10 protein-coding genes are annotated in these 13,795 nt (G+C 61.0%); 8 read left to right on the top strand and 2 right to left on the bottom strand.

What is annotated here, in order from left to right; genetic code table 11:
• Window positions 1-407 precede the first annotated feature (407 nt).
• The 5 genes from AC1Z24_RS21975 (at window position 408) to AC1Z24_RS21955 (ending at window position 6,807) form a co-directional block, all read left to right on the top strand.
• The gene (locus AC1Z24_RS21975) at window positions 408-2,057 is read left to right on the top strand and encodes a sensor domain-containing diguanylate cyclase (protein WP_483742687.1); all 1,650 of its coding nucleotides are present in this window, start codon (window positions 408-410) and stop codon (window positions 2,055-2,057) included.
• A gap of 44 nt (window positions 2,058-2,101) precedes the next feature.
• A complete protein-coding gene (locus AC1Z24_RS21970) occupies window positions 2,102-3,013 on the top strand; it encodes a LysR family transcriptional regulator (protein ID WP_483742686.1) in 912 nt (303 codons plus the stop codon).
• 173 nt (window positions 3,014-3,186) lie between these two features.
• Window positions 3,187-4,380 (top strand): CaiB/BaiF CoA transferase family protein, encoded by a 1,194-nt coding sequence (locus AC1Z24_RS21965; protein WP_483742685.1) that lies wholly within the window; start codon window positions 3,187-3,189, stop codon window positions 4,378-4,380.
• Complete coding sequence (locus AC1Z24_RS21960; RefSeq protein WP_483742684.1) at window positions 4,377-5,321, top strand: hydroxymethylglutaryl-CoA lyase; 945 nt, start codon at window positions 4,377-4,379, stop codon at window positions 5,319-5,321. Before AC1Z24_RS21965 ends, AC1Z24_RS21960 begins: the two co-directional genes overlap by 4 nt.
• Before the next feature lie 151 nt (window positions 5,322-5,472).
• Complete coding sequence (locus AC1Z24_RS21955) at window positions 5,473-6,807, top strand: MFS transporter (RefSeq protein WP_483742683.1); 1,335 nt, start codon at window positions 5,473-5,475, stop codon at window positions 6,805-6,807.
• Between the two features lie 149 nt (window positions 6,808-6,956).
• On the opposite strand, the gene AC1Z24_RS21950 is transcribed toward AC1Z24_RS21955, so the two are convergent.
• Window positions 6,957-7,922, bottom strand: a complete 966-nt coding sequence (locus AC1Z24_RS21950) for an aliphatic sulfonate ABC transporter substrate-binding protein (RefSeq protein WP_483742682.1) — start codon at window positions 7,920-7,922, stop codon at window positions 6,957-6,959.
• A gap of 168 nt (window positions 7,923-8,090) precedes the next feature.
• On the opposite strand from AC1Z24_RS21950, the gene ku reads away from it, so the two are divergent.
• Window positions 8,091-8,978: a non-homologous end joining protein Ku gene (ku, locus tag AC1Z24_RS21945; RefSeq protein WP_483742681.1), complete on the top strand. Its 888-nt coding sequence runs from the start codon at window positions 8,091-8,093 to the stop codon at window positions 8,976-8,978.
• An 18-nt stretch (window positions 8,979-8,996) separates the two neighbouring features.
• Window positions 8,997-11,552, top strand: coding sequence for a DNA ligase D (gene ligD / locus AC1Z24_RS21940; RefSeq protein ID WP_483742680.1), 2,556 nt, complete (start codon window positions 8,997-8,999; stop codon window positions 11,550-11,552).
• A gap of 106 nt (window positions 11,553-11,658) precedes the next feature.
• On the opposite strand, the gene AC1Z24_RS21935 is transcribed toward ligD, so the two are convergent.
• Window positions 11,659-12,741 (bottom strand): GlxA family transcriptional regulator, encoded by a 1,083-nt coding sequence (locus tag AC1Z24_RS21935; protein ID WP_483742679.1) that lies wholly within the window; start codon window positions 12,739-12,741, stop codon window positions 11,659-11,661.
• Between the two features lie 98 nt (window positions 12,742-12,839).
• Between AC1Z24_RS21935 and AC1Z24_RS21930 the strand changes: the two genes are divergently transcribed.
• A complete protein-coding gene (locus AC1Z24_RS21930) occupies window positions 12,840-13,709 on the top strand; it encodes a substrate-binding periplasmic protein (RefSeq protein ID WP_483742678.1) in 870 nt (289 codons plus the stop codon).
• The last annotated feature ends 86 nt before the right edge of the window (window positions 13,710-13,795 follow it).

Below are 13,795 nucleotides of genomic sequence, written 5' to 3'. Positions count from 1 at the left end.
TTGTGGGACCGGCTTTAGCCGGGAAGGGGCCAGTACATCCGCTACATTTGCTTGTTCAGCAATGACGCCTTCCCGGCTAAAGCCGGTCCCACATTGTTTCTCTGTGATCACGGATTCTGCAAAAACACCACATCTGACGCTGGACGCCCATGGCAAGGCGCTGGGGGCGGCGTTGCTGGATATGGACATCTGATGTTTGTGACCTGTGGGACCGGCTTTAGCCGGGAAGACGGCGGCATTGACGCATTTTAATAGCGGCTGTTACGGCCCTTTCCCGGCTAAAGCCGGTCCCATGTTGCGCCATCGTTTATTGGCGTCAGCGCAACACCGGGGCACGCCGGATCTATAGCTAAACCGCCATCATTAGGCCTACCATAAGGCCACTATAAGCACTCAGATATCGCGCCATGATCAGAGCCAGCCTGCGTAGTCGCCTGACCCTTTGGTTTGCCGGCCTGTCATTGTTCACGCTGCTCAGCGTGGGCTTCTATGTGGGCCATATCGCCACTGAACAGATGAAGTTGGCCAGCGGTAATGCGCTGTTGAACACCGCCCGCTCGGCGGCGGTGCTGTTGGCTTCACAGTTTGCCGAGCGGCAGCTGGAAGTGTCGCAGCTCACCCGTTCGCCGCTGTTTCGCCGCGGCAATCTCGACGATCCCGATATTCTCACCACCATGGACCTGCGCACCCAATCCCGTGCCGAATACGCCTGGATGGGCGTGGCCGACGTCAATGGTCAGGTCAGGCAGGCTGCGAAAGGATTGTTGGTCAATCAGTCGGTGAAGGCGCGGCCGTGGTTTCAGGCCGGGTTGCAGGGCAATTACTCCGGCGACCCCCACGAAGCGGTGCTGCTCGCCAAGTTGCTGCCGGGGGCGAGCAATGGCGAGCCGCTGCGTTTTATCGATTTTGCCGCGCCGATTCGTACTGCCGATGGCCAGGTCGTGGGTGTGCTCGGGGCCCATGCCCACTGGAGTTGGGTGACCCAGATCGTCGAATCGGCGGTGATGGAGAAAGGCCTGGCGCCGGGTGTTGAAGCGCTGATCGTCGATGAGGGCGGCAAAGTGCTGTATCCGGAACAGCTTGCCGGGCAGACCGTGGCTAACCTCACGGCGGCACAGGCCCGGCCGGGCTGGTCGTTGGGCGAGGATGACTACCTGACCAGCGCCGTGGCGGTACCGACTCCGTCTAATACCGGGCTGGCCTGGTACATCGTGGTCCGCCAGCCTCTGGACATCGCCCTGGAACCTGCACGCATCCTGTTCTACAAACTGCTGGTGCTCGGCGTTATCGCTGCCGTTGGTTTCGGCCTCGTGGCCTACTACCTGGCGCTGAGCCTGAGCCGTCCTATCGAGCAACTGGCTCGCTCGGCCAAGCTGGTTCAGGACCAGCAACCCGGCGCGCAGTTTCCCCAGGAACACGCAGTGCTGGAGATCGCCCAGCTCGGCCGATCCATCAGTGGCATGACCGAATCCCTGTTGGGCAAGGAGCGTGAGCTGCAGGAGGCCAACGCCTCCCTGGAAGCTACCGTCGCGCTGCGTACAGCCGCATTGACTCAGGCCAATGCCGAACTGTTGCAACTGGCGACCCACGATGCCCTGACCGGTGTCTACAACCGTCGTCGTCTCGATGAAAAACTCGCCGAGTGCAGCCAGCTGTTCCAGCGTACGGGGCGGCCGTTCGGCATGTTGCTGATCGATGCCGATCACTTCAAGCGAGTCAACGACAGCTATGGCCACGCCGTTGGTGATGAGGTGTTGCAGCGCCTGGCCGGGCTGATTCAGGGCAATATCCGCAGTACCGATTTCCTCGCCCGCTACGGTGGCGAGGAGTTTGCCGTGCTGTTGCCCGAGGTCGAAGCGGTGCAGAGTCCTGCAGTCATTGCCGAGAAGATCCGCGCTGCGGTGGCCGGTGCGATTTTCGCCACGGTGGGTCAGGTCACCGTCAGCATTGGTGTCGGCGTCACCGAGCCGGGGGACGGTGACAGCATGGCGCTGATCCGTCGCGCCGATCAGCAGCTGTATCAGGCCAAATCCCTGGGGCGCAACAAGGTCGCCTGATTTAGCGATATCCTGCGCCTCATTCCCACCCAAGGCGCTCTGCCATGCTGCATAAAAACCTCACCCGTCGCCTGGACCTGATCACCTTGCAACTGTTCGTGGCGGTGCATGAAGAAGGCACCCTGACCAAGGCGGCCGCGCGGGAGGCGATAGCGGTGTCGGCGGCGAGCAAGCGCCTGATGGAACTGGAGGATGCCCTGGGTATCGGCCTGTTCGTACGCAACGCCAAGGGCATGGCCCTGACGGCGGCGGGGGAGACCTTGCTGCACCATGCCCGGCGCATGCTGTTCGATGTGGAGAAAATCGGCCTTGAACTGGGCGAACACAGCCAGGGCGTACGGGGTTATGTGCGGATGCTGGCCAACCTCTCGGCGATCATCCAGTTTCTGCCGGAAGACCTGCACGACTTCGTCGAGGACCATGCCCAGGTCAAGGTCGATCTCGAGGAGCGGCCCAGTACCGGGGTGGTGCAGGGCGTGATCGATGGCGTGGCGGATATAGGCATCTGTTCGATGGACACCGACACCGTCGACCTGATCAGCGTGCCCTATCGGCATGACCAACTGGTTGTGGTGATGCGCCCCGATCATCCGTTGGCCGGACGCGAGCGGGTGGACTTTGCCGACACCCTGGACAGCGACCATATCGGCCTGCACTCGGCCAGCTCCATCAATATGCGCGCCCATGCGGCGGCCCGGGCCAGTGGCAAGGTCCTGCGCCTGCGCATTCATGTGCCGGGCTTCGATGCGGTGTGCCGGATGGTTCAGGCCAATATGGGCATCGGCATCCTGCCGCAGAAGGCCTTCGACCTGTTCGGCCAGTCCCTGGGATTGACGGCGGTGACCCTGAATGACGAGTGGTCGCGCAGGACCTTGGTGCTGGTGATTCGTGATGAAGCGGCGTTGTCGCCGGTGAGCCGGTTGTTGTACGAGCATCTGCGCCGCGAAATCTCGTAGAGCACCTGTGGGACCGGCTTTAGCCGGGAAGGCGTATTCCCGGCTAAAGCCGCTCCTACGGCAGCAGGTGGCGTTCTCGTTTGGCGAACGACCCTTGCCAACTGACGGTTGGCTTTGCCCGATGCTGTTCCTCTAGTCTTGGTCCAAATTCCAAGAAACATGAGGTACAGAAGATGACGGCGCCCCTGAGTGGCATCCGCGTGATCGAGATCGGCACCCTGATTGCGGCGCCTTTCGCCGCCCGCCTGCTGGGTGAGTTCGGTGCCGAGGTGATCAAGATCGAATCGATAGGGCAGGGCGATCCTCTTCGCAAATGGCGAAAACTCCATGAGGGCACGTCCCTCTGGTGGTATTTGCAGTCGCGCAATAAAAAATCCCTGGCCCTGAACCTCAAGTCACCCGAAGGCATTGCCATCGTCAAGCAACTGGCCGAAAGCGCCGATGTACTGATCGAGAACCTGCGCCCCGGCGCCCTGGAAAAGCTCGGCCTGGGCTGGGATGTGCTGCATGCCATCAACCCCAAGCTGACCCTGGTACGTATTTCCGGCTATGGCCAGACCGGTCCTTACCGTGATCGCCCCGGTTTTGGTGCCATTGGCGAGGCCATGGGTGGCATTCGCTACACCACCGGCACCCCCGGTTCGCCGCCGGCCCGGGTGGGCGTCAGTCTTGGCGATTCCCTGGCATCGATGCATGCGGTGATGGGCGCGCTGATGTCCCTGCTGCGGGTCAAGACCGGCCAGGGCGACGGGCAGATTGTCGATGTGTCCCTGGCCGAAAGCGTATTCAACCTGATGGAAAGCCTGATCCCCGAATACGACATGCTCGGCCATGTGCGTGAGCGCAGCGGCGGCGCCTTGCCGGGTATCGCACCTTCAAATACCTATCCGACCGCTGATGGCGCCTATGTGGTGATTGCCGGGAACAGCGACCCGATCTTCAAACGCCTGATGCAGGTCATCGGCCGTGACGATCTGGGCGATAACCCGGAGTTCGCCCATAACGACGGCCGCGCCCGGCAGAGCGATCTGCTCGACCAGGCCATTGCCGACTGGACTTCCGGCCAGCCCATCGACCTGGTCTTGCAGGCCCTGGAACAGGCCGAAGTGCCAGCCGGGCGAATCTATTCGGTGGCCGATATCGTCGCCGACCCACACTACCAGGCTCGGGACATGCTGCTTGATGCGCAACTGCCCGGCGGCGCGGCGGTGAAGATGCCGGGCATCGTGCCCAAGCTGTCCGAGACGCCGGGCCAGGTCAATTGGCAGGGGCCGAGCCTGGGCCAGCACACTGATAGCGTGCTCAATGGCCTGGGCCTGACCGAACGCGATATCGAACGTCTGAAACGTGAGGGGGTGGTGCAATGATCAATGACTTTTCCCAACGCCTGATCGTCCAGGAAGTCGCCCCACGGGACGGCTTGCAGATCGAACCCCGGTGGGTCGAGACCGCCGACAAGATCGCCTTGATCGATCAGCTGTCCCTGGCCGGATTTTCCCGTATCGAAGCCGGTTCATTCGTCTCGCCCAAGGCCATTCCGGCCCTGCGTGATGGTGACGAAGTGTTTCGCGGCATCCAGCGTCAGCCGGGGGTGATTTACGTTGCGCTGATCCCCAACCTCAAGGGCGCCGAACGGGCCATCGCTGCCGGGGCTGATGAGTTGAACCTGGTAATGTCCGCCAGCCAGACCCACAACCTGGCCAATATGCGCATGCGCTGCGAGCAGTCCCTGGCGGCGTTCGGCGATGTGGTGAGCCTGGCCCGTGGCACGACCCTGAGTCTGAACGCGTCGATTGCCACCACCTTCGGTTGCCCCTTCGAAGGCAAGATCAGCGAAGACCGGGTGATGCAGATTGTCGATGCCTATCAGGAACTGGGCGTCGACGGCATCAGCCTCGCCGATACCACCGGTATGGCCAACCCGCGTCAGGTCTTCCAGTTGGTACAGCGCGTGCTGGCCCAGGTGCCTGCTTCGCGACTGACCCTGCATTTCCACAACACCCGTGGCCTGGGCCTGAGTAATGTGCTGGCGGCTTATGAGGCCGGTGCGCGGCGTTTCGATGCGTCACTCGGCGGTCTTGGCGGCTGTCCTTTCGCGCCCGGCGCTTCGGGGAATATCTGCACCGAGGACCTGGTGAACCTGTGCGAGGAGATGGGCATTGCTACCGGAATCGATCTGCCCCATCTGCTGACCATGTCGCGTCAATTGCCCGCGCTGCTCGGCCATGAAATGCCGGGGCAGGTGGCCAAGGCGGGGCGTAATTGCGATCTGCATCCGGCACCGAACGATGTGATGAACCTCCTGTAGGCCCGATCGTAGGAGCGGCTTTAGCCGCGAGCCTGTTTCTCGTGGCTGAAGCCGCTCCTACGGCCGCGCCATTGGTTGTGTGTACCCGATCATCAACCCAGACAACAAAAACAATCGGACCCCCACGGGAAGTCCGTCTGGAGACCCAGCAATGACTATTTCTGTATTAACTGCGCACAGCACCCCCGCACAAATAATAAGTGCCGAAAAAGCCCTGATCAGCAAGGTTGCCTGGCGACTGATGCCGTTGATCATGGTCTGTTATCTGTTCGCCTTCTTCGACCGCATCAATATCAGCTTCGCCAAGTTCCAGCTGCAGGCTGACCTGAGCCTGAGCGACACCGCTTATGGCTTGGGCGCCGGGCTGTTCGTGGTCGGTTATGTACTGTTCGAAGTGCCGAGCAACATGATGCTGTACAAGGTCGGCGCGCGGCGCTGGATTGCCCGGATCATGATGTCCTGGGGCGTGGCCACGGCTTTGATGGTCTTCGTCAACAGCGAGTGGCAGTTTTACGGCCTGCGTTTCATCATCGGCGCGATGGAAGCCGGTTTTGCCCCAGGCGTGCTGTATTACCTGACCCTGTGGTTCCCGCAGCACTACCGCGGTCGCATCACCTCCATGCTGTTTCTGGCTTCGGCTTTTGCCGGGTTGGTCGGTGCGCCATTGTCTGGTCTGGTGCTGGGGCATCTGGACGGGGTGATGAACATGCGCGGCTGGCACTGGCTGTTCCTGCTCGGCGGTGTGCCTTGCGTCGGCCTGGGTCTGCTGGTGTTACTGGTCTTGAAGGACAAGGTCACCGATGCCCATTGGTTGACCAACGAAGAGAAAACCTACCTGGCCAGCCGTATCGCCCATCATGAACCGCACAAGGGTGGCTCGCTGCTGGCGGCCTTGAAACTGCCGGGCTTCCTGATGCTCGGGCTGATCTACTTCCTGATCCAGGTGGCATCCTACGGACTGAACTTCTGGGCGCCGCAGCTGATTCGCAGCGCCGGTACCGAGAGCCCGGTGATCATTGGCCTGCTAACCGCCGTGCCGTATATCTGCGGGGCGATCAGCATGGTGGTGGTTGGGCGCCTGTCCGATGCCAGCGGTGAGCGACGCAAGTTTGTCTGTGGCCTGGTGGTGATCGGTGCGATCGGTTTTTTCAGCGCCGGGATTTTCGCCCAGCACACCACCTTCCTGATCGTTGCTCTGGCCCTGATGGGTACCGGTATCGTCGCTTCCATCCCGGCCTTCTGGGCCTTGCCGCCAAAACTGCTGGCCGGTGCGGGCGCCGGTGCTGCAGGCGGGATTGCGGTGATCAATACCCTGGGTCAGTTCGGCGGGATCGTCAGCCCGGTGATGGTAGGCAGCATCAAGGACCTGACTGGCAGCACCACACCGGCGCTGTATGTGATTGGCGTTGCCAGTCTGGTGGCCGCGGCGCTGCTGCTGTGGGCGTTGCCGCAGAAGTTGCGCACGCTGGATAAAGTCGACGGTTGATCGCTTGTCCGGTGGGACCGGCTTTAGCCGGGAAGGCATTTTGCTGATCAAAGAAATGCAGCGAATGTCTGCCTTTTTCCCGGCTTAAGCCGGTCCCACAGAGCATTCCAAGCTCATATCTGTGATTTATTTTTTTAGATATTGCGTGGTTACGGCTTCCAGATCTGCACATCCTTGGCATCCACCGCCTTGGGCAGCAGCCCTGCCTCAAAGAACGCATCGGCAATCTTCTGTTGTTCGCCCAACTGGTCAGCCTTGACCGGTTCCACCTGATAACTGCGATGGGCATTGGCGGCTTCGACGGTGGCGGTATCAAGATTGCCCCACAACGGCCCCAACACCTGGGCGGCGTCCTTGGGGTTGGCCTTGATCCAGGCGCCGGCCTGATGCAGTTGTTCATACACCCGCTTCAATACCTCAGGATGGGCCTTGGCGTAGTCATTGCTGGTCAGGTAATAGCGCTTGTAGGTGGCCAGGCCGGTGCCATCAGCGAGGGTGCGGGTCGGCAACTGGCGCTGCACGCTGGTCAGGAAGGGTTCCCAGGTCACCCAGGCATCGACCTTGTTGTTTTCAAAGGCCGCACGGCCGTCAGCCGGTGACAGGTAGGCGGGCTGGATATCGGAAAACTTCAGCCCGGCCTTGTTCAAGGCGGCGATCAACAGGTAATGGGTGCCTGCCGCCTTGGTCACGGCGACTTTCTTGCCCTTCAAATCTGCAAGCTGCTGGATCGGCGAGTCCTTGGGCACGACGATGGCCTGGGCGCTGGGGGACGGCGATTCTTCGGCAAAGTAAGTCAATTTTGCCTGGGCCGCCTGGGCGAAGATCGGCACGGTGTCGGCCACATCGGCACTGATATCGACATTGCCGATATTCAGCGCTTCCAGCAGGGGCAAGCCACTGGCGAACTCATGCCAGGTGACGTCGATACCGTCCTGCCCCAGAGTCTTTTCCAGGGTGCCCTGGGCCTTGAGCAAAGTGATCAGGGTCGAGGACTTCTGATAGCCGATGCGCAGGGTTTCCCGGGCCTGGACGGGCAGGGCAATGGCGCAGGCCAGGGCGGCGAGCAGCCCGGCGCGGAACAGGCAGGTTCGTGTAGTTCGAATGACGTTAGACATGGCGGGCTCATGGACAGAGGGTCGTGTCATTGATCATAAAGTTCTAAAAAACATTCTTTAAATATCTTGTGCTTATTAGCTTATGCACTGACCACCCGTCGTCACCTGCCTCGAAACTTTGCCGCCCAGCGCCTTGTCACTCCTAGACACCTCAAAGGGAGTACGGCAATGGCGCGGGCAATCTGGAAGGGGGCAATCAGTTTCGGTCTGGTGCATATCCCCGTGGCACTGGTGTCAGCCACTTCGAGCCAGGGCGTGGATTTTGACTGGCTGGACAAGCGCAGCATGGACCCGGTGGGCTACAAGCGGGTCAACAAGGCCACCGGCAAGGAAGTGACCAAGGACAACATCGTCAAGGGCGTGGAGTACGAGAAGGGCCGTTATGTGGTCATCAGCGAAGAGGAAATTCGCAAGGCGCACCCGCGCTCGACCCAGACCATCGATATCTTCGGCTTCGTCGACAGCAAGGACATTCCCTTGCAGAACATCGACACCCCCTACTACCTGACTCCGGACAAGCGCGGCGAAAAGGTCTATGCCCTGTTGCGCGAAACCCTGCTGGATACCAAGAAGGTCGCCTTGGCCAATGTGGTGCTGCATACCCGCCAACACCTGGCGGCGGTAATGCCACTGGAATCGGCCATGGTCCTGGTAATGCTGCGCTGGCCCGCCGAAGTGCGCACCCTCGACAGCCTGGAGCTGACCGACGCGGTGACCGACGTAACCCTGAGCAAAAGCGAGCGGGACATGGCCAAGCGTCTGGTCACCGATATGAGCGCCGACTGGCAGCCCGAGGATTACATCGACACCTTCCAGGAGAAGATCAAGGAACTGGTGGAGATCAAGGCCCGTGAAGGCAAGATCGAGGACGTTGAGGGCGACGGCGGCGAGCAAGAGCGCAAAAGCGCCGATGTCATCGACCTTACCGAGCTGCTCAAACGCAGCCTGGCGGGCAAAAGCAGCGCCAAAAAGGCCCCGGCAGCGAGCAAGACCAAGGCAAAGAAGACTCCCGCCAAACCTGCTGCGACTCCACGCAAAACCCGCAAGGCATCCTAGGCACGGAGGCAATCGATCATGGCCAGTACCGACAGTGAGTACACCCGCAAACGCAACTTCACCCTCACCGCAGAACCGCCGGAAGCTCCGGCCAAGGGCGCGGGGAAGAATAAGTCCCTGAGTTTTGTGATCCAGAAACACGATGCCAGCCACCTGCACTATGACTTTCGCCTGGAACTGGACGGCACCCTGAAGAGCTGGGCGGTGCCCAAGGGCCCGAGCCTGGACCCGAGCAACAAGCGCCTGGCCGTGCATGTGGAAGATCACCCGCTGGGTTACGCCAGTTTTGAGGGCAGCATTCCCAAGGGCCAGTACGGTGGCGGCGACGTGATTGTCTGGGATCGCGGCATCTGGCAGCCCCATGGCGACCCTCGACAGACCTATAAGGCTGGCAAGCTCAAGTTCACCCTGATCGGCGAGAAGCTCAGTGGTGAATGGGCGTTGGTGCGTACTCATCTCAAGGGCAGCGGCGACAAGGAACAGTGGCTGCTGATCAAGGAAAAAGATGAGGTGGCCCGGCCTGCTGATGAGTACGACATCCTGGTCGAGCAGCCGCAAAGCGTGATCAGCGGTGCATTGGTTGGTCAGGTAAAGGGGAAAGCAAAAAAAGCCAAGGCTGCTAAACCGAAGCCCAAGGCTGTTGCGCCGAAGAAGAAAAATGCCGATGGCGTGCCGGAAACCCTCGCCCCGCAACTGGCCACGCTGATGGACGAGCCCGCAGGCGATGACTGGCTGTACGAGATCAAGTTCGATGGCTATCGCCTGCTGACCCGGATCAAGGGCAAGGAAGTACGGGTGTTCAGCCGCAACGGCAACGACTGGACCGACCGCCTGCCCATGCAGGTCAAGGCGCTGACGGCCATGGGCCTGGAAGATACCTGGCTTGATGGCGAGATGGTCCTGCTCAATGACCAGGGACTACCGGACTTTCAGGGGCTGCAAAATGCCCTGGATATCGGCCGCAGCAAGGACATCGTCTACTACCTGTTCGACCTGCCGTTTTTCAGTGGTCAGGATTTGCGCGAAACGCCATTGGAACAGCGACGTGATGCCCTCAAGAAGCTGCTCAATCACCAACGCAGCCGCTTGCTGCGCTTCTCCGACACCTTCCGCGCCGGTCATCAGGACATCGTCGAAAGCGCCAGCGCGATGGGCCTGGAAGGGGTTATCGGCAAGCGTCCCGGCAGCGTCTACCAGTCCCGCCGCAGCCCGGACTGGATCAAGCTCAAATGCCGCCTGCGTCAGGAGTTCGTGATCATCGGCTACACCCGGCCCCAAGGCAGCCGCAGTGGTTTTGGCGCACTGTTGCTGGCGGTCACTGCTGATGACGCTGAGGACGAACTGGTTTACGCCGGGCGGGTCGGCACCGGCTTCAGCGAAACCACCCTCAAGCAGCTGCTGGCACAGATGCAGCCGTTGCAGCGCGACACGTCGCCCTTGGCGAAAAAACTCACTGCAGCCCAGAGCCGGGGCGTGCACTGGATCGAGCCCAAGCTGATTTGCGAAGCGGAATTCGCCCAGTGGACCCAGGACAACATCATTCGTCACGCCGTGTTTATCGGCCTGCGCAGCGACAAGCCGATCAGCCAGGTCAGTCATGAGCGGCCGTCCCATGTCAAAACCAGGGCGGCGGCCAGCCCGGCTAAAGCCAAGGCTGTTTCGGCGACCAAGCCTGCGACCAAGGGCAAGGTCAGAGTCGCGGGAGTTGATATCAGCCACCCCGAGCGGGTCATCGACAAGCAGAGCGGCGTGCACAAGGTCGAGTTGGCGCAATTTTATGAAGCCATTGCCGACTGGATTCTGCCGTTTCTCAAACAGCGCCCGGTGGCGTTGCTGCGGTGCCCGGAAGGCGTTGGCGGCGAGCAGTTTTTCCAGAAGCACTCCGAGCGCCTGGCGATCCCCCATATCAAGCAACTGGAGCCAGGCCTCGATCCCGGTCACGCGCGGTTGATGGAGGTCGATAGCGTGCAGGCCCTGGTCGGGGCGGCGCAGATGGGTACCATCGAGCTACATACCTGGGGCGCGACCCACGACAAGATCGAAACCCCGGACCAGATGGTCCTCGACCTGGACCCCGATCCCGACCTGCCTTGGCGCAGCATGATCGAAGCCACACAGATGGTCCTCGCGGTGCTGGATGAGCTTGGCTTGCAGTCATTCCTCAAGACCAGTGGCGGCAAGGGCATGCACATCATTGTGCCCCTGGCCCGACAGGCCGACTGGGAGACGGTCAAGACGTTTGCCAAGGCCATCGCCGAATTCATGACTCGCCAGTTACCCGAACGCTTTACCGCCACCTCAGGGCCGAAAAACCGTGTCGGCAAGATCTTTATCGACTACCTGCGCAATACCCGCGGGGCCAGTACCGTGGTCGCCTATTCGGTACGCGCCCGGCCGGGGCTGCCGGTATCGGTGCCGATCAGCCGGGATGAACTGCCTGGGCTGCGTTCGGCACGGCAGTGGCATGTGGGCAATTTGCAGGAGCGCTTGCAGGGGCTCAAGGGTGATCCGTGGGCGGGGTATCAGAATCGGCAGCGATTGACCAAGAAGTTGTTGGCGAAGCTGGAGTCATGAAATCTGGAATACGCATGACACCGTAGGAGCGGCTTTAGCCGCGAGGGCGCCCTCCCGGCTGAAGCCGGTCCTACGAAATATCATTGATCCATAGATTCATGGGCTTCTATAAAAGATCCGCCAACTCATCCTTCTCCAGCGCCCGGCGCAACTTGCCCGGTGACAAGCCAAAGGCGCTCTGGAACTGGCGAATGAAATGCGGCGCATCGGCAAAGCCGCATTCGAAGGCGATCTCGCCGATCTGTCGGTCCGAGCTGACCAGCAGCCAACGGCCGAAGCGCAGGCGCACCTGGCGGTAGAACTGCGCCGGGGTGTTGCGGGTTTCCACGACGAAGATCCGTTCCAGTTGGCGCTTGCTGGTGCCGACCAGTTGCGCGATGGCTTCGATTTCCAGGGGCTCGGCCATGTGTTTTTCCATGAGCATCACTGCTTCATGCAGGCGGCGGTTGGACGAGCTGGCGTAGCCCAAGGCCTTGCGCCGGTCGACGAAGCTGCTGGAGGTGTTCTTGGCCACGGTCATCTGGTGAACCACCTTGCCCGCTCGGTCCGGCCCACAGTGCAGGCCGATCAGATGGATGGCCAGTTCCAGCACGGAGATGCCCCCGGCGCAGGTGATGCGGTCCTTGTCGATCAGGAAGTCGCTGTTGGTGACGAAACGCAGATTGGGGAAGCGCTGTTTCCAGTCATCGCCGTGATAGGCGTGCACACAGGCCGTGCGTCCCTCCATCAGGCCATTGCGCGCAAGTACGAAACTGCCGGTGCACAGGCCGATCAGCGGCACCTTGGCGGCAGCCGCCTGATGCAGAAAGGCGGTATAGCTTATTGGCACCTGGTCCAGGGTATCCATCAGGCCGCCGATCACCGCGATGTAATCGAAGCGCTCGGGATGACTCAGGTCGCTGTCCACCGGCACATCCAGGCCGCTGCTGGACAGCACGCGCTGGCCCGGCGTGCCCAACACCTTCCATTGGCAGCGGATCGGTCGGCTCTGGTCGCCGATGTCGGCGGCGTGGCGCAGGGCGTCGGTCAGGCCGGACAACGACAGCAGGGGAAAGCGCGGCCACAACAGGATGCCGATGGACAGTTCGCTGCCGCCCTTGCGCTGGCCGCTGCCGCCCGTGCGGTCCTGATCCAGTTGCGCGACGAGCTTTTCCGGTGCGCCTTGCGGATGTCGCAAATGTTCAATCATTCGTGCAAACCGTCCAACCGTTAATGTCTGTGATCCTACTACGATGGGGCCACTGCCAAACATCCTGTTGTCCATAAGAGTTGATCGAGGAGCGGTTCATGAAAAAGTCCCCTGTACTACGTTTCAGTGGTTTATGCGCCGGTTTACTGGTGTCTGTACTGGCTTCGCTCCCTGCACTGGCAGTGGAAACCGTGGAACCGGGCAGCCTGACCATCGCCTTTAGTGGCGATATGCCAGGCACCGGTTATCAAGATAGCAAGATGGTTGGCTATGATGGCGAGATCCTTCAACAAATTTCCGAGAAGCTGGGGCTCAAGGTCAAACCGGCATTGATGGAGTGGTCCGGCACCATCGCCTCGGTGCAGGCCAAGCGCGTCGATGTCATGGCCGGGACTATGGGCTGGACCGAGCAGCGCTCGAAGATCATGGCCCTGAGCGACCCGATCCACTACTTTAAGAACGGCATCACCCAGACCGACAAGACCGACTGGCACAGCCTCAAGGATCTGGAAGGCAAGAAGGTCGGGACCATCACCGGTTTCTCCTTCATCCCTGAAATGCGCAAGATCCAGGGTTTGACGGTGTCCCTTTATGACACCTCGGACGCCGCTGTACGCGACCTGCTGTCCGGGCGTATCGACGCGGTGATCGGTGATCCTCCGGTCATGCAGTACGCCATTTCCCGCAACGAGCAGTGGCACCTGCGTTTCAACGCCTTTACCGACAACAACCCGGACTTCCCGCTGCTGACCGGCCTGGGCCAGGTGGTGTTCGGCTTCAACAAGGCCAACCCGGCTCTGGTAGCGGCGGTCAACGAGCAGATCCAGGCCATGTGGAAAGCCTGCGAGATGCGCAAGATCGGCGCCCGTTATGGCCTGACCCAGGACGTCTGGTATGTGCCTGACGGCAAGGACCTGCGCCTGGGCGTTGATCGCCCTGCGGACTGGACGTTGCCGGGTTGCAAGTAAATACCATCGGGATGTCTGACTGACTTTGTGGGAGCCGGCTTGCTGGCGATGGCGGCGGATCGGTCACTGAAGCGATTGCGAGCGCT

This window comes from Pseudomonas sp. JL23 (genome assembly GCF_056933585.1).
The sequence above is the reverse complement of the archived record's forward strand: the minus strand, read 5'-3'. Positions and strand labels throughout refer to the sequence as shown.

What these genes read in the sequence shown, in the direction of transcription:
- AC1Z24_RS21975 (WP_483742687.1), top strand. Translation starts at nt 408, where the DNA reads ATGATCAGAGCCAGCCTGCGTAGTCGCCTGACCCTTTGGTTTGCCGGC.
- AC1Z24_RS21950 (WP_483742682.1), bottom strand. Translation starts at nt 7,922, where the DNA reads ATGTCTAACGTCATTCGAACTACACGAACCTGCCTGTTCCGCGCCGGG.
- AC1Z24_RS21960 (WP_483742684.1), top strand. Translation starts at nt 4,377, where the DNA reads ATGATCAATGACTTTTCCCAACGCCTGATCGTCCAGGAAGTCGCCCCA.
- AC1Z24_RS21965 (WP_483742685.1), top strand. Translation starts at nt 3,187, where the DNA reads ATGACGGCGCCCCTGAGTGGCATCCGCGTGATCGAGATCGGCACCCTG.
- ku (WP_483742681.1), top strand. Translation starts at nt 8,091, where the DNA reads ATGGCGCGGGCAATCTGGAAGGGGGCAATCAGTTTCGGTCTGGTGCAT.
- AC1Z24_RS21970 (WP_483742686.1), top strand. Translation starts at nt 2,102, where the DNA reads ATGCTGCATAAAAACCTCACCCGTCGCCTGGACCTGATCACCTTGCAA.
- ligD (WP_483742680.1), top strand. Translation starts at nt 8,997, where the DNA reads ATGGCCAGTACCGACAGTGAGTACACCCGCAAACGCAACTTCACCCTC.
- AC1Z24_RS21930 (WP_483742678.1), top strand. Translation starts at nt 12,840, where the DNA reads ATGAAAAAGTCCCCTGTACTACGTTTCAGTGGTTTATGCGCCGGTTTA.
- AC1Z24_RS21935 (WP_483742679.1), bottom strand. Translation starts at nt 12,741, where the DNA reads ATGATTGAACATTTGCGACATCCGCAAGGCGCACCGGAAAAGCTCGTC.
- AC1Z24_RS21955 (WP_483742683.1), top strand. Translation starts at nt 5,473, where the DNA reads ATGACTATTTCTGTATTAACTGCGCACAGCACCCCCGCACAAATAATA.